The organism is Paenibacillus sp. FA6, assembly GCF_051550225.1.
GTDB lineage: Bacteria > Bacillota > Bacilli > Paenibacillales > Paenibacillaceae > Paenibacillus_AQ.
In genome coordinates this window covers 2,526,713-2,548,918 of sequence record NZ_CP188820.1, presented here as the reverse complement: position 1 = coordinate 2,548,918, position 22,206 = coordinate 2,526,713, and the positions used below count along the sequence as shown (strand labels likewise).

Annotated in this window: 28 protein-coding genes; all 28 read left to right on the top strand. The window is 40.4% G+C overall.

From position 1 onward, the window contains the following. Nucleotides 1-50 precede the first annotated feature (50 nt). The 28 genes from ypeB (at nucleotide 51) to ACP8HI_RS11835 (ending at nucleotide 22,193) form a co-directional block, all read left to right on the top strand. A complete protein-coding gene (gene ypeB, locus ACP8HI_RS11970; protein ID WP_438351294.1) occupies nucleotides 51-1,400 on the top strand; it encodes a germination protein YpeB in 1,350 nt (449 codons plus the stop codon). 120 nt (nucleotides 1,401-1,520) lie between these two features. Further along, nucleotides 1,521-2,174, top strand: coding sequence for a flagellar brake protein (locus tag ACP8HI_RS11965; RefSeq protein ID WP_438351293.1), 654 nt, complete (start codon nucleotides 1,521-1,523; stop codon nucleotides 2,172-2,174). Nucleotides 2,175-2,236: 62 nt separating this feature from the next. Next, nucleotides 2,237-2,455, top strand: coding sequence for a hypothetical protein (locus ACP8HI_RS11960; RefSeq protein WP_438351292.1), 219 nt, complete (start codon nucleotides 2,237-2,239; stop codon nucleotides 2,453-2,455). A 158-nt stretch (nucleotides 2,456-2,613) separates the two neighbouring features. After that, nucleotides 2,614-3,321, top strand: a complete 708-nt coding sequence (gene cmk, locus ACP8HI_RS11955; protein WP_438351291.1) for a (d)CMP kinase — start codon at nucleotides 2,614-2,616, stop codon at nucleotides 3,319-3,321. Then, nucleotides 3,318-3,911: a lysophospholipid acyltransferase family protein gene (locus ACP8HI_RS11950; protein ID WP_438351290.1), complete on the top strand. Its 594-nt coding sequence runs from the start codon at nucleotides 3,318-3,320 to the stop codon at nucleotides 3,909-3,911. Before cmk ends, ACP8HI_RS11950 begins: the two co-directional genes overlap by 4 nt. Before the next feature lie 112 nt (nucleotides 3,912-4,023). Further along, nucleotides 4,024-5,280 carry a 30S ribosomal protein S1 gene (gene rpsA / locus ACP8HI_RS11945; protein WP_438351289.1) on the top strand — a complete coding sequence of 419 codons (1,257 nt, stop codon included), beginning with the start codon at nucleotides 4,024-4,026 and terminating at the stop codon, nucleotides 5,278-5,280. A 212-nt stretch (nucleotides 5,281-5,492) separates the two neighbouring features. Continuing rightward, on the top strand, nucleotides 5,493-6,815 hold the full coding sequence (gene der, locus ACP8HI_RS11940) for a ribosome biogenesis GTPase Der (protein ID WP_438351288.1): 1,323 nt from the start codon (nucleotides 5,493-5,495) through the stop codon (nucleotides 6,813-6,815). A gap of 11 nt (nucleotides 6,816-6,826) precedes the next feature. Further along, entirely contained in the window at nucleotides 6,827-7,453 is a 627-nt protein-coding gene (gene plsY / locus ACP8HI_RS11935; protein ID WP_438351287.1) for a glycerol-3-phosphate 1-O-acyltransferase PlsY, read from the top strand. Next, nucleotides 7,446-8,486 carry an NAD(P)H-dependent glycerol-3-phosphate dehydrogenase gene (locus ACP8HI_RS11930; protein ID WP_438351286.1) on the top strand — a complete coding sequence of 347 codons (1,041 nt, stop codon included), beginning with the start codon at nucleotides 7,446-7,448 and terminating at the stop codon, nucleotides 8,484-8,486. Before plsY ends, ACP8HI_RS11930 begins: the two co-directional genes overlap by 8 nt. 67 nt (nucleotides 8,487-8,553) lie before the next feature. Next, complete coding sequence (locus ACP8HI_RS11925) at nucleotides 8,554-8,829, top strand: stage VI sporulation protein F (RefSeq protein ID WP_438351285.1); 276 nt, start codon at nucleotides 8,554-8,556, stop codon at nucleotides 8,827-8,829. Nucleotides 8,830-8,984: 155 nt separating this feature from the next. After that, a complete protein-coding gene (locus ACP8HI_RS11920; protein WP_438351284.1) occupies nucleotides 8,985-9,164 on the top strand; it encodes a DUF2768 family protein in 180 nt (59 codons plus the stop codon). A 228-nt stretch (nucleotides 9,165-9,392) separates the two neighbouring features. Beyond that, the gene (locus ACP8HI_RS11915; protein ID WP_438351283.1) at nucleotides 9,393-9,695 is read left to right on the top strand and encodes a 2Fe-2S iron-sulfur cluster-binding protein; all 303 of its coding nucleotides are present in this window, start codon (nucleotides 9,393-9,395) and stop codon (nucleotides 9,693-9,695) included. Between the two features lie 55 nt (nucleotides 9,696-9,750). Further along, complete coding sequence (locus ACP8HI_RS11910; protein ID WP_438351282.1) at nucleotides 9,751-10,365, top strand: hypothetical protein; 615 nt, start codon at nucleotides 9,751-9,753, stop codon at nucleotides 10,363-10,365. A 23-nt stretch (nucleotides 10,366-10,388) separates the two neighbouring features. After that, complete coding sequence (locus tag ACP8HI_RS11905) at nucleotides 10,389-10,745, top strand: 2Fe-2S iron-sulfur cluster-binding protein (protein WP_438351281.1); 357 nt, start codon at nucleotides 10,389-10,391, stop codon at nucleotides 10,743-10,745. A 40-nt stretch (nucleotides 10,746-10,785) separates the two neighbouring features. Continuing rightward, the gene (locus tag ACP8HI_RS11900; RefSeq protein ID WP_438351280.1) at nucleotides 10,786-11,529 is read left to right on the top strand and encodes a hypothetical protein; all 744 of its coding nucleotides are present in this window, start codon (nucleotides 10,786-10,788) and stop codon (nucleotides 11,527-11,529) included. A gap of 492 nt (nucleotides 11,530-12,021) precedes the next feature. Continuing rightward, nucleotides 12,022-13,500 carry a stage IV sporulation protein A gene (spoIVA, locus tag ACP8HI_RS11895; protein WP_438351279.1) on the top strand — a complete coding sequence of 493 codons (1,479 nt, stop codon included), beginning with the start codon at nucleotides 12,022-12,024 and terminating at the stop codon, nucleotides 13,498-13,500. Nucleotides 13,501-14,422: 922 nt separating this feature from the next. Continuing rightward, nucleotides 14,423-14,695 (top strand): HU family DNA-binding protein, encoded by a 273-nt coding sequence (locus ACP8HI_RS11890; RefSeq protein WP_438351278.1) that lies wholly within the window; start codon nucleotides 14,423-14,425, stop codon nucleotides 14,693-14,695. Nucleotides 14,696-14,804: 109 nt separating this feature from the next. Then, nucleotides 14,805-15,029 carry a trp RNA-binding attenuation protein MtrB gene (gene mtrB / locus ACP8HI_RS11885; protein ID WP_438351277.1) on the top strand — a complete coding sequence of 75 codons (225 nt, stop codon included), beginning with the start codon at nucleotides 14,805-14,807 and terminating at the stop codon, nucleotides 15,027-15,029. A 101-nt stretch (nucleotides 15,030-15,130) separates the two neighbouring features. After that, nucleotides 15,131-15,673, top strand: a complete 543-nt coding sequence (locus ACP8HI_RS11880; RefSeq protein ID WP_438351276.1) for a hypothetical protein — start codon at nucleotides 15,131-15,133, stop codon at nucleotides 15,671-15,673. 112 nt (nucleotides 15,674-15,785) lie between these two features. Next, nucleotides 15,786-16,541, top strand: coding sequence for a heptaprenyl diphosphate synthase component 1 (locus tag ACP8HI_RS11875; protein WP_438351275.1), 756 nt, complete (start codon nucleotides 15,786-15,788; stop codon nucleotides 16,539-16,541). Then, the gene (locus ACP8HI_RS11870) at nucleotides 16,541-17,287 is read left to right on the top strand and encodes a demethylmenaquinone methyltransferase (RefSeq protein WP_438351274.1); all 747 of its coding nucleotides are present in this window, start codon (nucleotides 16,541-16,543) and stop codon (nucleotides 17,285-17,287) included. Before ACP8HI_RS11875 ends, ACP8HI_RS11870 begins: the two co-directional genes overlap by 1 nt. Nucleotide 17,288: 1 nt before the next feature. Next, nucleotides 17,289-18,161 (top strand): UbiA-like polyprenyltransferase, encoded by an 873-nt coding sequence (locus tag ACP8HI_RS11865; protein WP_438351273.1) that lies wholly within the window; start codon nucleotides 17,289-17,291, stop codon nucleotides 18,159-18,161. Then, on the top strand, nucleotides 18,158-18,763 hold the full coding sequence (locus ACP8HI_RS11860; RefSeq protein ID WP_438351272.1) for a UbiX family flavin prenyltransferase: 606 nt from the start codon (nucleotides 18,158-18,160) through the stop codon (nucleotides 18,761-18,763). The genes ACP8HI_RS11865 and ACP8HI_RS11860 overlap by 4 nt, the downstream gene beginning before the upstream one ends. 2 nt (nucleotides 18,764-18,765) lie before the next feature. Beyond that, complete coding sequence (locus ACP8HI_RS11855) at nucleotides 18,766-19,632, top strand: menaquinone biosynthesis protein (RefSeq protein WP_438351793.1); 867 nt, start codon at nucleotides 18,766-18,768, stop codon at nucleotides 19,630-19,632. After that, a complete protein-coding gene (locus tag ACP8HI_RS11850; RefSeq protein ID WP_438351271.1) occupies nucleotides 19,629-20,600 on the top strand; it encodes a polyprenyl synthetase family protein in 972 nt (323 codons plus the stop codon). The genes ACP8HI_RS11855 and ACP8HI_RS11850 overlap by 4 nt, the downstream gene beginning before the upstream one ends. Before the next feature lie 62 nt (nucleotides 20,601-20,662). Further along, entirely contained in the window at nucleotides 20,663-21,106 is a 444-nt protein-coding gene (gene ndk / locus ACP8HI_RS11845) for a nucleoside-diphosphate kinase (protein ID WP_438351270.1), read from the top strand. Beyond that, the gene (locus ACP8HI_RS11840; protein ID WP_438351269.1) at nucleotides 21,097-21,930 is read left to right on the top strand and encodes a CheR family methyltransferase; all 834 of its coding nucleotides are present in this window, start codon (nucleotides 21,097-21,099) and stop codon (nucleotides 21,928-21,930) included. The genes ndk and ACP8HI_RS11840 overlap by 10 nt, the downstream gene beginning before the upstream one ends. A gap of 98 nt (nucleotides 21,931-22,028) precedes the next feature. Then, nucleotides 22,029-22,193 carry a hypothetical protein gene (locus ACP8HI_RS11835; protein ID WP_438351268.1) on the top strand — a complete coding sequence of 55 codons (165 nt, stop codon included), beginning with the start codon at nucleotides 22,029-22,031 and terminating at the stop codon, nucleotides 22,191-22,193. The last annotated feature ends 13 nt before the right edge of the window (nucleotides 22,194-22,206 follow it).

Sequence of the window (22,206 nt, the reverse complement as noted above, 5' to 3'; positions counted from 1 at the left end):
TTCTTGTCACACTATAGGCAAGGATTAGAAGAAAGGAGACTTGAAAACATATGTATAAGCGATTAAGCGCTGTATTATTTCCAGTCATGACGGTAATGTTGATTGGTGCAATGGTTTGGGGTTATCAAGAGAATCAAGAGAAGAATGCTATTCTCATCAAAGCAGAGAATCAATACCAACGAGCGTTTCATGATTTGTCTTTTCATATGGATAGACTACATGGAGAATTAGGGAATACGTTAGCTGTTAATTCGGCCTCGCGATCGATGCACCGTAAAGGTCTAGTCAATGTGTGGCGGATGACAAGTCAAGCTCAGAGTGAAATTAACCAGTTACCGCTAACCTTGTTACCATTCAACAAAACGGAAGAGTTTTTATCTAAAATATCTAAATTCTCATATCAGACTTCGATACGTGATTTAGATAAGGAGCCGTTAAGCGACCAAGAATTTAATACCTTAAAGGTGTTATATAAGGATTCGGGTCAAATATCAAAAGATTTACAAGCGGTACAAGACAAAGTGATCAAGAATAGACTACGCTGGATGGATGTTGAAACAGCTATAGCCAATGAGGAGAAAGTCGAAGATAACAGCATTATCGATGGTTTTAAAACGGTTGATAAAGTTGTCGGAGAATACCCTGAGATGGATTGGGGTCCTTCTGTAGCATCGCTTAACGATAAACGTACGGTAAAAAAATTAGATGGGATACCGATGACGGAGGCAGATATTCGTCGTAAAGCAATTAAATTTGCGGATGTACCTTCTGATTCAGAAGTTCAAATTACTGAGAATGGGAAGGGGACGGAATGGTCTTCCTTTACGGCTAAAGTGAAAAATAAGTCTAAAAAAGACGGTTCCATTTCTATGGATTTCACAAGTAAAGGCGGTTTGTTAATTTCTTATTCCAATGACCGAAAGGTAGGGAATAAACAAGTGAACATGGAGCAATCCATGGAGAAAGCGAGTGCTTACCTATCCAACAAAGGCTATCGAGACATGACGGCCATTATGTTTGATGAGTATGGAAACATGGGGACATTCACTTATGTTCAGAAGCAGGATGGAGTTCTCATTTATCCGGAGAAAATAACGGTTCGTGTAGGTCTTGATAATGGAGAAGTAACGGGCTTTCAAGCTAGTGACTTCGTTGTTGAGCATCAGGATGCTCGAGCCATCCCTAAAGCGAAGTTAACGTTGGAAGAGGCAAGAAAGATGTTGAATCTCGAGTTTGAAGAGACTTACAATCGGAAGTCCCTTATTAAAGATGAGTTTTCTAAGGAAGTTTTATGCTATGAGTTTGGTGGGAAAGTGTACGGTACTAGTTATCGAGTCTTTATTAATGCCGAAGATGGCTCAGAAGAGAGTATAGAAGAGATTAAAACACCTATTAAATAAGGCTGAAAAAACATTGCAATGACATTCGAATGAACTCCGTATTCGAATGTCATTTTTCTGTGCAATAATCCATGCTATAATTAAGTACAGACGATAATCAAATGATGGTGGTGAGCAGATTTGTATTTAAAAATAAGTGAAGTTTTATATATGAACATAAATTCGTCAGATGAGAAAAAGGTCGGAATAGTTTATAAGTCTAGAATTACGGATATTGAAGAAGAGTCCTTTCTGATTGAGATACCGATGCAAGAAGATAATGGCCAATTAAAAAGATTGTATCTCGGTGATGAGTTGTCAGTATATTTTTTGACAGAGGATGGGGTCAAACATTATTTCAATACATATGTCCTTGGTTTTAAGGAAGATATTATTCGTATGGTTAGAGTACGAAAACCGAAACCGGAGGAAATATCTAAAATTCAACGACGGACCTACTTTCGAGTGAATGCAAATCTTGAAATTGCTGTTCAAAAGGAAGATACTACGCGTTTTATAACTCAAACAGAAGATTTAAGCGGAGGTGGATTATCGTTCTTTGCAGAATCTAAACACCATCTTAAAGAAGGTGAAAGGTTATCCTGTTGGGTTCTAATTCATTATAAAAATGGTTTGGTTGAGCATATTCCCTTAAAGGCTGAAATTGTTCGGATTAAAAATAGTGAACATAATCGCAACATTGTTATGCTAAGATTTACGGAGATATTTAATACAGAACGTCAAAAACTAATTCGCTATTGCTTCGAACGGCAAATGGATTTCCGGGATCGGTAATGGTACGCATGTAACCCATATATGGTGGGTATACTAACGTAAAAATTCCGGGAGATCAGACGATGAAGGATGATCAAGAACAAATTCAACACTATGTAAATCTTTTTGATGACTTGTTTCTAGCAAGCAGTAAAGTGATCAAATATATATTATGGACACTAATCTGTCTGATGGTCTGTTTTCAGATTACTTTGCACTTTCCTTCTTTGCGTACATACGTATCCTCAGTGTACAAGCTGGATGGAGTCCCAATGACGGAACGAGATGTAAATGATTGGTGAATAAATCACTTAATAGAGGTTGTTCAAAAGGTATCTTTTGAACTCGAACTTATAGTTTTTTTGCAACAATGATCTATATGTGATATAATTTATTCGTTGCAGGCACTGCCTGCTTTTTTCTTGAGTTTATGAGTTAAAGTTATGGGAGGAATACTCCATTGATTAGGCAGGCGACAGTAATGAACGACAGAATTAATATTGCAATTGATGGCCCTGCGGGTGCAGGGAAGAGTACAGTTGCACGCTTAGTGGCAAATCAATTGACATACATTTATGTCGACACAGGTTCCATGTACAGGGCTGTCACGTGGTTTATGACAAGGCTTGGAATAGGACCGGAATTACCAGATAAGGTGCTTGAATATGCACGTAATATGGTCATTGAATTAAGACCCGATACAGATGGGCAGAAGGTATGGGTTGATGGTGAAGATGTTACACCTTACATTCGTACATCAGAAGTGAACGGTCTGGTATCACAATATGCTCAGATTGAGGGGCTACGTTCTCATTTGGTATTTCTTCAGCGGCAAATGGCTTTGAACAAGGGTGTCGTGATGGATGGTCGTGATATCGGAACTACTGTGCTTCCAGACGCTAAGGTGAAAATCTTCTTAACTGCTAGCGTTAAAGAACGCGCTCTTCGTCGCTTTAATGAAATGAATGATGCAGATCGAACTTCACTTGAACAACTTGAGCAGGATATTGCCAAGCGAGATACATTGGATGAACAGAGAGAGATCTCTCCTCTACGATGTGCCGATGATGCAATACTCATGGATACAACGGAGATGGATATTCGTCAAGTAGTGAACAAGATAGTTTCTATATGCAGAAGTCAGAAGGATGGAGAGAGAATAACATGATCTATGTCTTTTGCAGAGGATTATTACGATTGATCTTCGCTTTTCTATATCGTTTAGAAGCGGTTGGGAGGGAGAATGTACCTTCTGAAGGTGGAGTACTGCTCTGTGCAAATCATATCAGTATGATGGATCCTATTACGGTTGGAATTAAGTTGGAACGACAGGTTAAATACATGGCCAAGGCAGAATTGTTTAACATTCCTGTGTTTGGACCTTTGCTTCTTCAATTAGGAGCTTTTCCTGTCAAACGTGGTGGAGTCAGTAAAGAAGCAATTCGTATGTCCATCAAGATCTTGAAACAAGGTGAAATGATGGGGATTTTTCCAGAAGGTACTCGTAATTCTACATCAGGAATTGCCAAAAAGGGTGCTGCAAGCTTTGCGATTCGTAGTCAAGCAACAGTTATCCCTGTCGCAATCTTTGGTGAGTACAAGCTTTTCCGTAAAATGAAGGTTGTATACGGTGCTCCTGTAGATTTATCTGAATTTATGGAAGAAAGTTCTTCTGGCGATCAGCTTGAAGCCGCAACGGAAGTCATCATGTCTCGTATTTATGAAATGCAGAAGACAGGTAAGCCAAGTATCCAATAGATTTCAATGCATGAAGTGTGAAGTTTTATGGAAAGATACTACAATATAATTGTTTTGAACACTGCTTAGCAGGTTTAAATAAATGGGATTTTGAACTGAGGAGGGCATTGATATGTCGGAGGAAATCAAGAACGAAGAAGTGGTAGTAGAGGAAGTTGTAGAAGTAGAAGTATCAAACCAAGAGGAATTGGACCAAGGGGTATCCGTGAAAAAAGGGGATACAGTGAGAGGAACGATCGTCAAACTAGAAGATAACCAAGCTTATGTAAGCATTGGATATAAATATGACGGTGTAATTCCGGTTCGTGAGTTGTCATCTGTACAGGTAGACAACGCATCTGATGCCGTAGAAATTGGTCAAGAAGTTGAATGTAGAGTTGTCAGCATTGATGACGAAAAAGAAAGAATGCTTCTATCCAAGCGTGCGATTGATAGCGAAAATGGATGGGAAGAATTAGAGAAATATTTTGCGAGTCAAGAAATCATTGAAGTTGTTGTTTCTGACGTTGTTAAGGGTGGTTTAGTAGTGGATGTAGGCGCTCGTGGATTTATTCCTGCTTCCATGGTAGAACGCCATTTCGTTGAAGACTTCAGCGATTATAAAGGTCGTACATTGCGTGTGAAAGTGAAAGAACTTGATCGTGAGAACAATAAAGTGATCTTGTCACAGAAAGATGTTCTTGATGCTGAGTTCGAAGGCAATAAGCTGAAAATCATGGCTGACTTGAAGGAAGGCCAATTGATTGAAGGTACTGTTCAACGTCTTACTCAATTCGGTGCATTTGTTGATATTGGTGGCGTAGATGGACTTGTTCACGTATCTGAGATTGCATGGAGTCGTGTTGAGAAACCTTCTGATGTTATTTCTGAAGGCGAGAAAGTTACAGTTAAAGTTCTAAAAGTGGATTCCGAAAAAGGGAAGATCAGCCTAAGTATTAAAGCTGCTCAACCAGGACCTTGGGAAAATGCAGCAAGTCAGTTCAATGCTGGAGATATTGTGACTGGTGAAGTGAAACGTCTAGTTGCATTCGGAGCATTTGTGGAGCTTACTCCAGGTGTGGAAGGTTTGGTGCATATTTCCCAAATTTCACATAATCACATTGCTACACCACAAGAAGTATTGGAAGAGGGGCAACAAGTTCAAGTGAAAATTCTTGAATTGAACCCAAATGAGAAGCGCGTTAGCCTAAGTATTAAAGAAACACAAGACGCTCCTGCTCAAGAAGCAAGAACGGAAAGACCAAGATCACCTAGAACTTCCAGAGAACCAAAAGTGGAATTCAACAATCCCAATGTATCTCTTTCAAATGAAGGTCTTAGCTTTACACTTGGCGATTTATTCGGGGATAAGCTCGATAAATTTAAGTGATCAGGATCTGAACCTTTTTGAAATCGGCGAACCCTCCGCGGGTTCGCCGATATTTTTTTATGATTGCATATGACGGATTGTCAAACCAAGCACCTTAGGTCTTGACAATCCGTCATATGCAATATATTGGTATCGGTTTCTCTTTGGGTTAGCCAAGACTGGTGTTTTTTGCTATGATAATAATCGTAAGAATTGTATAGGAGGAGTTAATAATGGCAAGACCGGTAGTTGCAATCGTGGGCAGGCCTAATGTAGGTAAATCAACGATATTTAACAGGTTAATTGGAGATCGTCTGGCAATTGTAGAAGACAAGCCAGGGATTACACGTGATAGGATATATGGTGTATCGGATTGGAATGGTAAGGGGTTCAGTGTTATTGACACTGGAGGAATTGATTTAGACGGTGATGATCAGATGTTGAAATCGATCCGTATGCAAGCTGAGCTTGCAATAGAGGAAGCAGATGTCATTGTGTTTATGTGCGATGCTAAGACAGGTATTACTTTGGCGGATGAGGAAGTTGCTCAAATGCTATTTAGATCTAGAAAACCTATCGTTTTAGCTATTAATAAAGTGGACAATATCAAGAAGGTAGAAGACACCTATGAATTCTATAGTCTTGGATTCGGTGATCCTATTGGAATATCAGGAAGTCATGGGACAGGTATTGGTGATTTACTCGATGCTATAGTCAATAATTTGCCTGAGCTTGTGGAAGAAGAATATGGTGACGATGTTATTAAAGTAGCGTTAATAGGACGCCCTAACGTTGGAAAATCATCATTAGTTAACGCTATTCTAGGCGAAGAACGGGTTATCGTGAGCGACGTCCCAGGTACGACTAGGGACGCTATTGATACACCGTTTGAGCGTGACGGACAACGCTATGTGATTATTGATACGGCTGGTATGCGTAAACGTGGAAAAGTGTATGAGAATACTGAAAAGTATAGTGTGATGAGAGCCATGAAAGCCATTGAAAGAGCGGACGTGGTACTTGTAGTTTTGAATATTGAAGAGGGTATAATCGAACAAGATAAGCATATTGCTGGTTATGCATACGAGGCGGGTAAGGCTTCTATCTTTGTCGTGAATAAATGGGATGTTGTTGAAAAAGATGATAAAACGATGAAGACATTTGAGACGAAGATCAGAGATCATTTCTTATTTATGACTTATGCTCCGATCGTATTTCTCTCAGCCAAAACGAAACAGCGCCTTCAGAAATTACTACCCGTCGTTCAACATGTTGCACAACAGCACTCACTACGTGTACAGACACATATATTGAATGACGTTGTATCAGATGCAGTGGCGTCAAATGCACCACCGACAGATAAAGGGCGCAGACTACGTATTAATTATGCGACACAAGTAGCCACCAAGCCACCAACATTTGTTGTTTTTGCAAATGATCCTGATTTGATGCATTTCTCATATGAACGTTATTTAGAAAATAAGATTCGTGCAGCATTTGATTTTGAAGGGACGCCGATACGAATATTCACCCGGCGTAAGTCCGATGAAAGCTAGGTGACGAGGGTTTGTTAATGCAAATAAGTTCACTCATTTTAAGTTATCTACTGGGATCTATTAGTTTTAGTGTGCTGTTGGCTAAGATACTAAAGGGAATTGATATTCGTCAATACGGTAGTGGAAATGCAGGGGCAACGAATACTTTGCGTATATTGGGAAAAGGACCGGCTATATTTGTTCTTTTCCTTGATGTACTCAAAGGAATCACCGCAGTCTGGATCGGGAAATGGTTAGGTGGGGACGAAGCATGGATCCCTGCCTTATGTGGTATTGCTGCTATTATTGGGCATAACTGGCCGCTCTATTTCAATTTTCGCGGTGGTAAGGGCGTTGCTACAACGATAGGTGTCATGGCGACATTAAGTTTCTTGCCTGCTCTCATTGCAGGAAGTATTGCCATTATATCGATTGTATTAACTAGATATGTTTCCCTTGGATCATTAATTTTTGTAGCACTTACACCCGTCTGTCTGCTCATTATGGGTGGATACCCTGGACCAACGTTCTGGTGTAGTATCATTATTGCAATATTTGTTTTCTGGCGTCATAGAAGTAATATTGTGAAAATTGTACAGCACCGTGAGAATAAAATTGGATCAGGGGGATCTAGCAAAGGGGGGGAACGCGTTGTCTAACAAAGTAACTGTTCTTGTGGCAGGGAGTTGGGGAACTGCGCTTGCTAGCGTTCTAGCTACGAATCATTTGGATGTTGTTCTATGGAGTCACAACCCAGAGCAAGTCAACGAAATTAATGAGTTTCATACGAATAGTAGGTATTTACCAGGTATTACATTAGCCACTAACATAACGGCTACATTCAGTATGAAGGATGCTGTCGAGAACTCGAGTGCTGTCGTGCTGGTCGCTCCATCCTCAGCGATGAGAGAAGTATCTGCAGAGCTGAAGAAGTATTGGAAGAAGGACATGTTAGTTGTTCATGCTACCAAAGGATTCGAGACAGAAAGTCTGAAAAGGATGTCATCTGTTATCTCTGAAGAACTATCTTGTGCTGAGGGAGATATTGTTGTGTTATCTGGTCCGAGTCATGCTGAGGAAGTTATTAAGCGATGCCCAACTACAGTCGTAGTGGCTTCCCTTAACAAAGCAGCAGCTGAAGCTGCGCAGGATTTGTTTATGAACTCTTATTTCCGTGTCTATACGAATCGCGATATGATTGGTGTGGAGCTTGCAGGTGCACTTAAGAATATTATCGCTCTTGGTGCTGGAATGTCAGATGGGTTAGGATTTGGTGATAATGCGAAGGCGGCGTTAATGACCAGAGGTCTTGCTGAAATTTCACGGATTGGTGTGGAATTAGGAGCGAATCCCCTCACATTCTCCGGGCTTGCTGGAATTGGTGACCTTGTCGTAACGGCTACTAGTCAACATAGCCGTAATTGGCGAGCAGGATCATTAATTGGTAAAGGTAACAACCTCGATGAAGTGTTAGAATCGATGGGGATGGTCGTCGAGGGAATTCGTACAACACAAGCTGCTCATAAGCTTTCGATTAAGCATGGTGTACAAATGCCTATTACGGATCAGCTTTATCAAGTGCTATTCAAAGAGTTGGATGCGAGAATAGCGGTAGAAGCACTGATGGGTCGTGACCCGAAGACGGAAATGGAGAGTATGCGGCAGGAGACTTGGGAACAGTGGCATACATAAGTGTTAGTCACCTTTTAGGGCCTATCCTCATATAATACTATGAAGATTGCCAGAGGAGGGATTACATTTGAGTAATAATATACCCAAAGATGCGCTGAATGCGATCAATAAAAAAAGTGGTAAACACATTTCTGAGAATGAAGTTAAGAAGCTTGCTAGCACTGTTAAACCAACGACAATGCAAAATGAGGTACAGCTACGTCAACTAATCAAACAGGTCTCTGCGATGGCGAATATACCTGTAAGTGAAAGTACAATAAAGGATATTGTCAGTGCAGTTAAGAAAAGCGGCATGAGTCCTCAAAGTATGGAATCTTTGATGAAAATGATGATCAAGAAATAGGGTTTTTCTTACGTATTAATAAAGTTTTAACATGGGGACAAAACACTATGAAGTCTTTTCGAATCATAGTATTTTGCCCTATTTTTACGAAATGAGACAAGATTCATGTTATAATAGCTTAAATAAAATAGTCGACAGAATGGAGATTCTACTCTATGGACGCAATGACAAAAATGTGGGTATCCCTCATTGCAATATTAATTATGGGCTGTTCTGTATTTTTAATTACATATGCTCGTAGTAAAACTAAAGGGATCATAAGAATATTATTATCCGTGATCGCCTTTTTACTTATGATCGTTGGATTTCTAGGTGGGTTAGTTTCCCTAACTTAAATATGTGTTACCGTTGTTATATAAAAGTGTGAGTTCAAAAAGTCAGCTTTTCAGCACCGAGAAGATTGGATGAAGCAAGGGAGTGAGGAGCGGAGCGTAGGCAATACCTACGTGAGCACCGGAAGGACCGGTTGAATTCAATATTCGATGTCGAATATGCATCTTGATATGCTTCGTGATCAAAAGATAACTTTTTGAACATCCTCTAAAAGGATTGGTGAGGTTTGAATGGAATCATCATTAACGCTCGTCGGAAGAACAATAACTAAAAGTGTGGAACCAAATCCCGGAGAGACTATTCTCCAGCATGCGATTCAACATAAAATTGACTGGCAACATCTATGCACTCGTGGAACTTGTGCCCGGTGTCGTTGTTTCATCGAAGAGGGTTCTGAACACTTGGAGGAGCCGACCCAAGCAGAACATCGACGTCTCGATCCAGAAGAGTTCGAAGAAGGCTATCGATTGGGGTGCCAAGCTGTTGTGAAGAGTACAGGCAAGATCTCGGCTCGCAATAAAACTTATTTTTAATTAACTTACAGGGTAGTCTTTAGAAAAATGCGTGTTCAAAAAGGAAGTGACATCCATGCATCATTTTACATACGAATTGCAGCAAGCATTAAAGCTGGCTGCAAGATGCTTGAATACAACCAATCGAAAATGGTTACTGGGGGGCAGCTGCAGCTTGATCTTGCAGGGGGTAGAAATTCTTTGTCCACCAAGGGATATTGATTTGTATGCAGATTCTGATTCGGTAAGAACGCTTCATAAAGCCATTGTACAATGGTCGGTGGATGAACAAGCTTTGAATAGAGTTGGTCTATATTCGTCTATTCTGAGTCATTATGAGTTAAATGAAGTGCAGATCGAGCTGGTTGGTGATTTCAGGGTTTCTTCGAATACCTTTGAGTATAAGGTTGAGGTAGAAGACATGCTCCAGTCTGATGCATCTGAGATTGAACTTGAGGGTGTTCAAATGAGTCTGACGCCTCTAAGTCACGAGCTCATATTTAATCTGCTTAGAGAGCGCGCAGATAGGTATGAAGCGATAGCTACAGCGATGAGAGGGGAAAGAGCAAGACATTTACCACTTTTAGAGAAATTAATAAGAACCCATCATTTGGATGATAACCATATCAAGCAGATCGCAGTATTGTTGGAGGCTCCAAGTGTGCTCTCTTATATGTCTAAACTGTCGTAATTGAGTATAGAAAGGTGATCGCTATGGATCCTATAGTAACGTTTCAACCCATGGGAAAAGTCATTAAAGTGAGACAAGGGACAAGTGTTCTGAACGCTGCTGGTAAAGGTGGCGTACATATTTCTACACGTTGTGGAGGTAAAGCGGGTTGTTTGATGTGTAAGATAGTAGTGAGTCAACAAAATATGCTGGCTCTCTCACCTATAGGAGATGTCGAACGTCGTAAATTAGGAACATTGTATAGTAAAGGAATTCGTCTATCCTGTCAGGCAACAATCCAGCGTGATGTCGAGGTAAACATTCCAGAGGATCCTCTAAAAGCTGCTGTACGTAAACAACTTGAAGCCGCAAGGAATAAAGAGCCCGATGAGTTATGGTAATCTAGATGTTTTGAACTTATACTGCAAAGGACGATGATGTATGATTAAGCTCAATATAAATTATAAACAAAATTCATATTTCAAAATAATGTTCGCTGTCATGGTGCTGATGTTAGTTACTACGGGGTGTCTATCCCCTTTCGAGAAGACTGAAAGTAATCCTTCATACCATGAGAGTGTGAAACGGATACAATCAGCCGTGGATGATTATCAGAAAGAACTAGAACTGTTGCCCATTATCAATGCCGATCAAGATACTCCGCGCTACGAGAAATTTAGAGTGGACTTGGAAAAGTTGAAAAGCTCGGGCTTTATAGATGAAATACCGAGTACAGCATTTGAAAAAGGTGGAAATGGATATTTTCTTATTATAAATGAGGAATCCGAACCAACGGTTAAGGTAATGGATCTGGCAACTGTTCAGAAAGTGAATGATGTTCAGCAAGCTGTGGATAAGTATAAACGGGGGCATAATAATGAACTGCCTATGGGAGAAGAACTATACCCTAATGTGTATACTGTAGATTTATCAAAGGCTAGTGTTCCATCAATTAAGATTGCAAGTGTGTATTCTAACGAGGAAATGACGTTTATGATGGATACAAATGGTCTGGTGTATGTCGATTATGCTTTTGATATTATGCAAGCTATTGAGAAGAGTGATCTTGAACCACAAGATGATGAGGATTTGAGAGATTACCTGGTGAATAATTCCTATTTTGTGCCCGTTAAATCACTACCATATTTTTGGGTTGATGGAGCTCCGCTAGCAAGCATCCAATAGCAGAATTAGATGGTTAGAATGGTTTTAAATGAAGATTCGTCCATGAGACGAGTCTTTTTTTTAAAAATATAAGAAAGTATAAGTTTCACTTGATACTCTATTCCTTATATTTCCGCTGAAACGGCTATGCTGTCCTTGAAAAAGGACGGCATAGCCGTTTCTACTTGTATAAATAAATGAGTTTTCGTCATAACTGACTGAAATTTCGCATATATCTGAGTGGGATAGAGAAGTAAGTGTAAATACAGTTGTCCATATTTATTGAAAACCGGTCATATTGTTTTGTTAAGGTACATAATATGATACTAGTCCAAATGCCCGAACGAGTGACGCCGCTTTACCGTTCTGACCCAATGATTACTTCCGGCGGCGGACTACTAACGACATGAAAAGGCGGCTCATCCGTTGCATTGGTTGAGGCCTCAGATGGAACACGAAGCGGATGCTCTTAAAGCATTTTTCCTTCGGAGTAATATGAGGAGGGGATCTCTCTTGGAAAAGGTAGATATTTTTAAGGACATTGCCGAGCGAACAGGTGGTGATATATACCTGGGTGTCGTCGGTGCGGTTCGCACAGGGAAATCAACATTCATCAAACGATTTATGGAAATCATCGTACTCCCGAATATCGCGAATGAATCCGAACGGGTTCGCGCTGTAGATGAACTTCCACAAAGTGCCGCAGGAAAAACGATCATGACTACAGAACCAAAGTTTGTGCCAAACAACGCTGTTCAGATTAATGTAGCTGAGGGTTTGGATGTGAACATTAGGCTTGTGGATTGTGTAGGGTATGCTGTGGAAGGTGCCAAGGGCTATGAAGATGAGAATGGTCCACGTATGATCTCGACACCGTGGTTTGAGGAACCGATCCCATTTCAGGAAGCGGCTGAGATCGGCACACGGAAGGTGATCCAGGAGCATTCAACATTGGGTGTTGTTGTGACTACGGATGGCTCTATTGCTGAAATCGCTAGAAGCTCATATGTTGAGGCCGAAGAACGAGTTATTGCGGAACTGAAGGAAGTAGGCAAACCATTTGTGCTCGTGATTAACTCAACAAGACCTCGCAGCGATGAAGTACTTCAATTACGTAGTGAATTAGCAGTGAAATATGATATTCCAGTCATATCTTTAAGTGCGGCAACGATGACTGAGGACGATGTGACAGGTGTTCTTCGTGAAGTACTGTATGAATTTCCAGTTCATGAAGTAAATGTGAACCTTCCAAGCTGGGTTATGGTGTTGAATGATAAGCATTGGTTGCGTAGTAATTACGAGAACTCAGTTCGTGATACGGTGAAAGATATCCGACGATTACGGGATGTAGACCGAGTGGTAACTCAGTTTATGGATTATGAGTTTATTGACAGGGCTGCACTGAGTGGAATGAACATGGGTCAAGGTGTTGCAGAGATTGACTTGTTCGCACCAGATGAAATGTATGATCAAATATTGATGGAAGTCGTTGGAGTGGAAATACGGGGGAAAGATCATTTACTGCAATTAATGCAGGAATTCTCTCATGCCAAGCGTGAATATGATCGGTTTGCAGAAGCATTGGAAATGGTTAAGACGACCGGTTATGGCATTGCAGCTCCATCACTTGCGGAAATGACGCTGGATGAACCGGAACTGATCCGTCAAGGATCACGATTCGGAGTCCGATTGAAAGCGACTGCCCCTTCGATTCATATGATTCGTGTGGATGTTGAATCCGAGTTCTCCCCGATCATCGGAACGGAGAAACAAAGCGAAGAACTGGTTCGCTACCTGATCCAAGATTTCGAGAATGATCCGATAAAGATTTGGGATTCAGACATCTTTGGTCGCTCACTTCATTCCATTGTTCGTGAGGGGATTCAAGGTAAAATCGCAATGATGCCAGATAACGCACGTTATAAACTTCAAGAAACTTTAGGAAGAATTATTAATGAGGGATCTGGCGGATTAATTGCGATTATTCTATAACGAAATAAATAACCGATATAATTAAGAAAAGCCATATACAGGAGCAACTCCTTTATATGGCTTTTCTACGTGCTGTTAAATCATTCTCTTCCCACATATGTACTCCTTCATCAAGGATATCAAAAGGCAACTTTCTTATCGTTTGTATATCTTCATAGTGTATATATATGCATTAATAATAATATCTTCAAGGGACTTCTCCGTGTGGAATATTTAGAGGGATAATTATTTCTGGATCGTTTCATACGTAATTCACTGGTACCATAGGCATGATAGGTACGTGTAAGGCATGGCTATTAACTCTGTAGACAAGAGTAGGTGACTTGATTGTAATAATGAGCACCGTTTATAGACAAATCTAACAAGAGGATTATTTGGGGAGTTTATGAATAAAGCATTAGATTTATCAGTTTGAATAACGATATGAAATGTATGCTTATACATTTTATATGCAATATATTAATTCGCTAAACAATAATTAGTACTTACAGGAAACAATGGATGATGTACGAAGTAGCCTCGGATCAGGAGGCTACAGCGATCGAAAGGATAATCCGTCATCGTAGAGGTATTTCATACGGATTTTTGTCAAACGCTTAAATATGGTTTTGAGCTTATATTCATTACTGAATTAAATGAAATCTGGGAATTCTAAAATTGTTGGATTATGGATTGGATTAGGTCTAATGATGGCGCTATTGGTCATATTTAAGCTAATATTACAGCGAATAGTCTTAAAACGCTTGATATTATGGGTTCGCTGTATTAGTATAAATTTGTTCCGTGCTCACAGTTAGATACCGAAAAGGGCCATTCTGTACGTAAATCTGTACGTAAATAGCTATTGTAAAGTATATTTTGCGAGAAAACGGAAACAAAGAATAACAATCGATCTCATTTCTTGCTGGGGAGGTGAATAGAAATGAACAAATCGGAATTGATTTCCCAAGTAGCTGAAATTTCGGAATTGTCGAAGAAGGATGCTACCAAAGCAGTTGATGCTGTATTCGAAGCGATTTCCGTAGCGCTACAAAATGGCGATAAAGTGCAACTCGTAGGATTCGGAAACTTTGAAGTGCGTGAACGTTCTGCACGTAAAGGACGTAATCCACAAACAGGTGAAGAAATCGAAATCGCTGCGAGCAAAATTCCTGCATTCAAACCAGGAAAAGCGCTTAAAGACGGGATTAAATAAGATTTCTCCAAAATCCATAGAACTAGTGTGTATGATCAAAAGGAAGGTCGTGACGTATGTTCACGGCTTTTTCTTGTCTATATTTCATTTTATGGGAGGGATACATTTCGTGGAAACTAATAAGGATGACGACTATATTGTTATCAAAGCAAAAGAGAATGGTGTGCAGGTCATCGGCCTTACTCGTGGACAGGATACGAAGTTTCATCATACAGAGAAATTAGACAAAGGCGAAGTGCTCATAGCTCAATTTACTAATCACACTTCAGCAGTAAAGATCCGTGGGAAAGCTGAAGTGTTAACGAAACATGGAAAAGTAGAGAGCGAGAGTTAAAAAAGCAGGCATAGCCTGCTTTTTTTAATTGTACAATGAGTTAGGGGCTCTAATCGTGATGGCATACGAATAAGAGTGAAATGATGAGAGGGGCACATCTGATGAATCGATGGATTGTACTGACTTGCACATTGTTGCTTTGTATTGGGGCCATAATCTTCCTGCCCAAATTATTTGCATTCCAAACCTCACTTGCGCAATTGAAGGGAAATGTTTCTGTGTTTAATCCCCACTCAATTACAACGCTAAGCAATGATAACCTCGTTGACCGTCTAAGTTCATTACCTTTAACGGTACCTATAAGCAGAGTGGAGTGGAGCAAATCCATTCTAACACTAGATTTGAAAGTTGTGACGTCGGAAAGTACGGCGACAGAAATCTATGAGAATATGGCTGAAGCCATTTCTTTTTGTTTCGAACATACGCCTAATGTAGATCGATTAATGCTCAGGCTTGTTGCAGAGAATAAGTGGCTGAATTCGCGCCATTTACTATTGGCTGCGGATGTAAGTCGAGAGCGGTGGAGCTCGGTATTGACTGAAGAACTAAAAAGTAACGGAGAGACACCGCTTCCAGACCTTTTGAAACAAACTTTCCATATGACTGAAACGAAACTTTGGCAGAATCAGTTTCAGAGACCTTGATCATGAGAGAAAGATAGAATAACCACAGTGCGTGCTGAATTAACATGTGATATAATAGTCGAGATTGTTAACGGCAGAATAAGTACTAAAGTTATCAGCTCGGAGGCTAACGATGAAATCTTACCGCATACCCCAACTCGCAAGTAGCTACATCGAGTATGACATGATAGAACAATATACGAAATTGCCCAAATTCCCGGATGCCCGTGTTCATTTATTATATATCTTTTTGAATATAGGTAGCCGCAAATCAATAGATCACACAGAGCTCTATGCTATGGTTACATCTTTGATCCAGATGGGACTCGATACACATGAGACGATCGATACAGAACAAGGTAATCAAGCTGAAGTTCGTATGCGGTCTCGTCAATTGAAAGTGTTGGCAGGTGATTATTATAGCAGTCGCTTTTATCAACTATTGTCTGATCAGGGACAGATCGAAGTGATTACTCAATTGAGTAGAGCCATTTGTGATTTGAATATGATGAAGATGAATCTTTACAGCTCCATACAAGCGCGGGAGCTGACATCAGAACAATATTTGGAGCAAAAGGTGCAGCTGAATATGCAGCTGTTTCTTTCTTTTTCACCCATGATAGAAAATTCATTAAGGGATTCATGGGAAAAGTTACTGCGTGAATTCAGTCTCTGTGAGACTGTGATGATTGAACTAGATCATAACGAAGAGGGCATCCCATATATATCCAAGGAGTGCTTATTGAATACTTTGCATGAATCGGTTGAACGAGTACAACGTATACGCAATAGTCTCAAAGGGGATGTACTACCCTTATATATTGGACAGGTATTAGAACCATTTCAGCTATCCTTGAATAGTTCTAGAGCCGTTGTAGGAGAGGGGTGATGGGATTGGAACGTAATAGCTCAGGTCAACATGTTGAGAATGACAAGCCCAAGGAACAGTTCGTACAATCTGTTTTCGAGAGTATTGCTACGAAATATGATCTAATGAATGATATTTTAAGCTTTCGAAGACATAAAGTATGGCGTAAATTTGCGATGGCAAGAATGGATATGAAACCGGGTGAGACGGCAATTGATGTATGCTGTGGCACATGTGACTGGACGCTTAGTTTGGCAGAGGCGAGTGGATCAGGTGGTATCGTAGGACTAGATTTCAGTCCAGCCATGCTTGAAGTAGGACGCAATAAAGTGAAGAGTCACCAAAGAGATGATTCCATTACGTTGATTGAAGGAAATGCCATGAGCCTACCTTTTGAAGATAACAAATTTGATTATGCCACGATTGGATTTGGATTACGTAATGTTCCAGATCTTGTTCAGGTGCTTCATGAAATGAAACGAGTAGTTAAGCCTGGTGGAATGGTGGTCTGTCTAGAACTATCAAAGCCCACTTGGCAACCATTCAAAGGGATATACTATTTCTATTTCCAAAAAATATTACCAAGTCTAGGTAAATTATTCGCATCCAGATATGAACAGTATAAATGGTTGCCCGTTTCACTTGCTTTATTTCCGGGAAGAGATGAACTTGCAGAAATATTTCAGCAAGTAGGACTGCAACATGTCGAAGCATATCCCTTAACTGGCGGTATTTCAGCATTACATATTGGGATTAAGGAGAGTTAACATGTTTAAGAAGATTGGCGCTTATCTTGAAATGATTAAAATTGAACATACCTTGTTTACCCTCCCTTTTGCGTTCATGGGAGCCTTATTAGGATCGGTAACAGTTCATGGAACACTACCTTCATGGGCACAGATTGGCTGGATTGTTATGGCATTATTTGGTGCCCGAAGTGCAGCGTTCGGATTAAATCGCATCATCGACCAAGTGATTGATAAGAAGAATCCTCGAACGGCTAATCGTGCCATTCCAGCTGGAATATTAAAAACGATGGAAGTGTTTGTATTTACGATTGTATCCTTCATTCTGTTATTCTGGGCTGCATTCGAGTTGACTCCGCTTTCCGTGAAGTTATTACCTATTGCAGTATTCATGCTTGTTATTTATTCCTATACCAAACGCTTCACATGGCTCTGTCACGTTGTATTGGGATTAACTACATCACTGGCAGCACTTGGAGGTTGGGTGGCGGTTACGAACAGTGTGGATTCTAGCGCACTTATATTTTATATTACTCTTTCATTCTGGACTGCTGGATTCGATATTATCTATGCGATTCAAGATATAGAGTTTGATAAAAAAGAAGGAGTATACTCTATTCCAGCACGATTCGGTATTCAAGTATCACTTAAAATAGCACGTGTTTTTCATGTGATTACTGCAATCGGATTTATCACTCTTTACTTTACAGCTTCGTTACACTGGTGGTATTTGGTAGGGATAATCATTTCATGCGGAATTTTGATTTATGAACATTTCATTCTTTCTCCAAATGATATGAGCAAACTGCAAACGTCTTTCTTCACGATGAACAGTGTTCTAAGCATTGTTGTGTTTACCTTTACTCTGATTGAGTTGGTGGTGCAAACCGCTTGAATAAACTCGAGAAGAAGCAAAGATGGATTGTAGGGATTACTGGAGCTAGTGGTTCCATTTATGGTATTAGATTGATCGAAGCACTATTAGCTAGTCATGTGGATGTACATATTGTTATATCTAATGCTGGCTGGCGTGTGCTTCATGAAGAGTTAGGTTGGAGTAGTTCAGATCGTGAAAGTGCGCTGAAGGAGAAGTTCGGAAGTTATCCAGGCTCATATATTTACCATCCGGTTGCTGATATTGGAGCGTCGATTGCGAGTGGATCTTTTCAGGTGGAAGGAATGATTATTGTTCCTTGTTCAATGGGTACTTTATCTGCAGTGGCGAATGGAGGCTCAGATAATTTGCTAACTCGTGCAGCAGATGTCATGTTAAAAGAAGGACGACCATTAATAATAGTACCTCGTGAAACACCACTGCATGCCATTCATTTGGAGAATATGTTGAAACTTTCGAGACTTGGTGTGAGAATGATTCCGGCTATGCCGGCTTTTTATTTCCACCCCGAAACGATGGATGATCTCATTAATTTCGTTGTAGGCAAGGTGCTTGATAGTCTGCGCATTGATCATCAGTTATTTAGAAGATGGGAGGGATGATGATGACCTCACCAGACACTAAGAAGATAATCATTGGCAAAATAAAGTATACGAATGCATGGCCTATTTTTCATTATTTTGATCCGAATTCTTTGCGAGGTCCTGCGGAGATGATTACGGCTGTTCCCTCATATTTAAATAAGGGCATGAGCGAAGGTCAGATTGACATCGGGGCATTATCTTCATTCGCATACGGGGAAATATCCAATGAATTACTTCTACTACCTGATCTATCTGTAAGTGCAGATGGGCCCGTACAGTCCATCTTATTATTCTCTAAGGAACCTATAGAGTATATTGTTAACGGTAATATTGCTGTGACCAATACATCTGCTACCTCAATTAATTTGCTGAAGATACTGATGACTAAAGCACTTAAGGGGACCCCGGAATATATCACAATGGATCCAGATCTTACGTCTATGATGGATGTTGCAGATGCGGCGCTCTTGATTGGAGATCATGCCATTAAGGCTTCTTGGACAGATCATGGGCTATATGTGACGGATATAAGTGAATATTGGAAACAATGGACAGGGCTTAGCATGACGTTTGCGGTATGGGCAGTTCATCGTAATGCTGCTGAGAACAAGCCTGAAGTGATACAGGAAATTGTACAAGGTTTGAAGGAAAGTAAGAACCGTAGCTTGTCAGACCTTACTCCAATTGTACATGAAGCGATGATGACTATTGGTGGGACTCAGCAATATTGGCAAAGATACTTTGAGAATTTATGTTACGATTATGGTGAACGACAACGAAAGGGGTTAGAACTATATTTCCGTTATGCTTATGAACTTGGACTTATACAGCATGAAGTACGGATGGAGATGTGGGAAGAGAATACGCGAATTCGGGTGAAAGAATGAAGAGATTAGACATGTTTGGACTGTTGAAAAAGGATATGGAATACATAGAACAGGAACTCTACCGCAGTATCAGTGGCGATGAGCTTCTTCATGAGACATCGCTTCATCTACTCAAGGCGGGTGGTAAAAGGCTTCGTCCTGTCTTTGTATTATTGGGTGGTAAATTTGGAGAGTACAATCTTGAGAAGTTGATGCGTGTGGCCGTCCCACTGGAACTCATTCATATGGCTTCACTCGTTCATGATGATGTCATTGATGACGCGGATACCCGTCGCGGGCAATTAACAGTTAAATCGAAGTGGGATAATAAAATCGCCATGTATACAGGGGATTTCATCTATGCTAGAGCAATGGAAATTGTGACGCAACTTCCTAATCCTGAGATCCATCAAATACTCTCCAAAGCATTGGTTGAGATGTCGATTGGAGAGATGGAGCAGATTCGAGATTTCTTCCATACCGGACAAAGTGTGCGACGTTATATGTTGCGTATTCGTCGCAAGACAGCATTGTTAATTGCTGTGAGTTGCCAGCTTGGAGCTGTTGCCGTAGAGGCTGATCCTAAAGTTAGCAACCTATTATACCGATATGGTTATTATGTGGGGATGGCTTTTCAAATACAAGATGACCTACTGGATCTTTGTGGGACGGAGAAACAAATAGGTAAACCACCTGGAAGTGATATTCGTCAAGGTAATATAACGTTACCTGTGATTTATGCACTACAGGATCCTGAGGTGCGTCAGTCGTTACTTGATGAATTGGCTCATATTCATAAGCTGAATGGTCAATGTGATGTAACCAATGCCATTACACTTATCAAGGCAAGTTCGGGGATTCGACGAGCGGAGCAATTAGCCACACGTTATATTAGTAAGGCGTTGGATGTCTTGAATGAGCTTCCCGATCTCAAAACCAAACGGAATTTGAAAGATATCGCTCACTTTGTAACGAGAAGATCATATTAAAAGCGCACCTTTTTGGAATAAATTTGTTTAGGATTGATTTATTGAAAATGGAGAGTGAAATCATGGAACAAACCTTTCTAATGATTAAGCCTGATGGTGTTCAACGTGGATTAATTGGGCGTATAGTGAGTCGGTTGGAGGATAAGGGCTTTACCCTTGTGGGATGTAAGTTTGCTCAGGTTACGGCTCAACAAGCGGAATTCCATTATGCAGAGCATGTAGGGAAGGATTTCTATCCCAATCTGGTGAAATTCATTACTTCAGGACCCGTCTTTGCCATGGTATGGGAAGGCGATGATATCATTGCGCTATCCCGTATACTCATTGGTAAAACGAATGTGAAAGAAGCACAGCCGGGTACTATTCGCGGAGACTTTGCCGCACATACACCTAATAATTTGATTCATGGTTCGGATTCAATGGAGAGCAGCAAGAGAGAGATTGGAAATTTCTTTGAAGCTCAAGAACTTGTGAATTATACCAAAGGTCTAGCACCATGGATATGAAAAGTCAATTACTTCAACAAGATCACAAACTGGAGAGCTCTACGATTGACCTTGACTATACCCATTTTATCGAATCGATCAAGAAATCGACGGGAATCGATCTTTCGCAATATAAAGAAGGACAAATGAAGCGCCGCTTAACGACGTTGCGTGTTAAGCATGGGTATCATTCCTTCGAACTATTCTTTCAGGCTATAAAACAAGATAAAAAGCTGCTATATGAATTTCTAGATCGTATGACCATCAACGTGTCGGAGTTCTGGCGTAATCCGAATCGTTGGGAAGTACTGCGGGATATCATTCTTCCAGAGCTTATTCAGAGTAGCAATAGGCGTCTCAAACTATGGAGTGCAGCTTGCTCTACAGGAGAAGAGCCTTATACATTAGCTATGATTCTTGCAGACAAGCGGTTGTTAGCCAATACTACACTTGTTGCTACTGATCTAGATGAGGGTGCTTTGGAGAAGGCTCGACAGGGACAATATCTTGAACGTTCATTGAAGGATGTTCCTAAGGACGTAGCTGCCACACACTTTACTCAAGAGGGTATGTTGTTCTCAATCCATGATTCTCTGAAGAAAACTGTCCAATTTAAGAAGCAGAATCTGTTATTGGATACCTTTGATGATTCCTATGATCTCATTGTGTGTCGCAATGTGATGATCTACTTTACAGAAGAGGCAAAGAATATGCTTTATCATAAATTCGCAAAAAGTTTGCGTCCAGGTGGATATTTGTTCGTAGGTAGCACAGAACAGATTTTCTCACCAGCGCAATACGGTCTTGAGCCTACAGAAACATTCTTCTATCGTAAGAAAGTATAAGTTCGAGTTCAAAAAGCCACAAAGGTATATTATGCTGTCCAGATTGCGATACTACTATCCATAGAACATATTGGAGTAAGTGGAGGGATTATCGCAGAATGGATAAACGAAAGGTTATTACAGCTTATAAGCGTGGTTTCATTACGATTCAAGAATGTGGACAAATTCTAGGTTTAGAGCAGGTACAACTCAATCGATTGATATTTGACTTCTTGGATGATCGTAACCCTGTTGAAATTACGATTCAACCGATCAATGGTTGACTAACCTTCTTGT

What these genes read in the sequence shown, in the direction of transcription:
- ypeB (WP_438351294.1), top strand. Translation starts at nt 51, where the DNA reads ATGTATAAGCGATTAAGCGCTGTATTATTTCCAGTCATGACGGTAATG.
- ACP8HI_RS11960 (WP_438351292.1), top strand. Translation starts at nt 2,237, where the DNA reads ATGAAGGATGATCAAGAACAAATTCAACACTATGTAAATCTTTTTGAT.
- ACP8HI_RS11950 (WP_438351290.1), top strand. Translation starts at nt 3,318, where the DNA reads ATGATCTATGTCTTTTGCAGAGGATTATTACGATTGATCTTCGCTTTT.
- rpsA (WP_438351289.1), top strand. Translation starts at nt 4,024, where the DNA reads ATGTCGGAGGAAATCAAGAACGAAGAAGTGGTAGTAGAGGAAGTTGTA.
- der (WP_438351288.1), top strand. Translation starts at nt 5,493, where the DNA reads ATGGCAAGACCGGTAGTTGCAATCGTGGGCAGGCCTAATGTAGGTAAA.
- ACP8HI_RS11920 (WP_438351284.1), top strand. Translation starts at nt 8,985, where the DNA reads ATGGACGCAATGACAAAAATGTGGGTATCCCTCATTGCAATATTAATT.
- ACP8HI_RS11915 (WP_438351283.1), top strand. Translation starts at nt 9,393, where the DNA reads ATGGAATCATCATTAACGCTCGTCGGAAGAACAATAACTAAAAGTGTG.
- ACP8HI_RS11910 (WP_438351282.1), top strand. Translation starts at nt 9,751, where the DNA reads ATGCATCATTTTACATACGAATTGCAGCAAGCATTAAAGCTGGCTGCA.
- ACP8HI_RS11905 (WP_438351281.1), top strand. Translation starts at nt 10,389, where the DNA reads ATGGATCCTATAGTAACGTTTCAACCCATGGGAAAAGTCATTAAAGTG.
- ACP8HI_RS11900 (WP_438351280.1), top strand. Translation starts at nt 10,786, where the DNA reads ATGATTAAGCTCAATATAAATTATAAACAAAATTCATATTTCAAAATA.
- ACP8HI_RS11890 (WP_438351278.1), top strand. Translation starts at nt 14,423, where the DNA reads ATGAACAAATCGGAATTGATTTCCCAAGTAGCTGAAATTTCGGAATTG.
- ACP8HI_RS11880 (WP_438351276.1), top strand. Translation starts at nt 15,131, where the DNA reads ATGAATCGATGGATTGTACTGACTTGCACATTGTTGCTTTGTATTGGG.
- ACP8HI_RS11875 (WP_438351275.1), top strand. Translation starts at nt 15,786, where the DNA reads ATGAAATCTTACCGCATACCCCAACTCGCAAGTAGCTACATCGAGTAT.
- ACP8HI_RS11870 (WP_438351274.1), top strand. Translation starts at nt 16,541, where the DNA reads ATGGGATTGGAACGTAATAGCTCAGGTCAACATGTTGAGAATGACAAG.
- ACP8HI_RS11865 (WP_438351273.1), top strand. Translation starts at nt 17,289, where the DNA reads ATGTTTAAGAAGATTGGCGCTTATCTTGAAATGATTAAAATTGAACAT.
- ACP8HI_RS11855 (WP_438351793.1), top strand. Translation starts at nt 18,766, where the DNA reads ATGACCTCACCAGACACTAAGAAGATAATCATTGGCAAAATAAAGTAT.
- ACP8HI_RS11850 (WP_438351271.1), top strand. Translation starts at nt 19,629, where the DNA reads ATGAAGAGATTAGACATGTTTGGACTGTTGAAAAAGGATATGGAATAC.
- ndk (WP_438351270.1), top strand. Translation starts at nt 20,663, where the DNA reads ATGGAACAAACCTTTCTAATGATTAAGCCTGATGGTGTTCAACGTGGA.
- ACP8HI_RS11840 (WP_438351269.1), top strand. Translation starts at nt 21,097, where the DNA reads ATGGATATGAAAAGTCAATTACTTCAACAAGATCACAAACTGGAGAGC.
- ACP8HI_RS11835 (WP_438351268.1), top strand. Translation starts at nt 22,029, where the DNA reads ATGGATAAACGAAAGGTTATTACAGCTTATAAGCGTGGTTTCATTACG.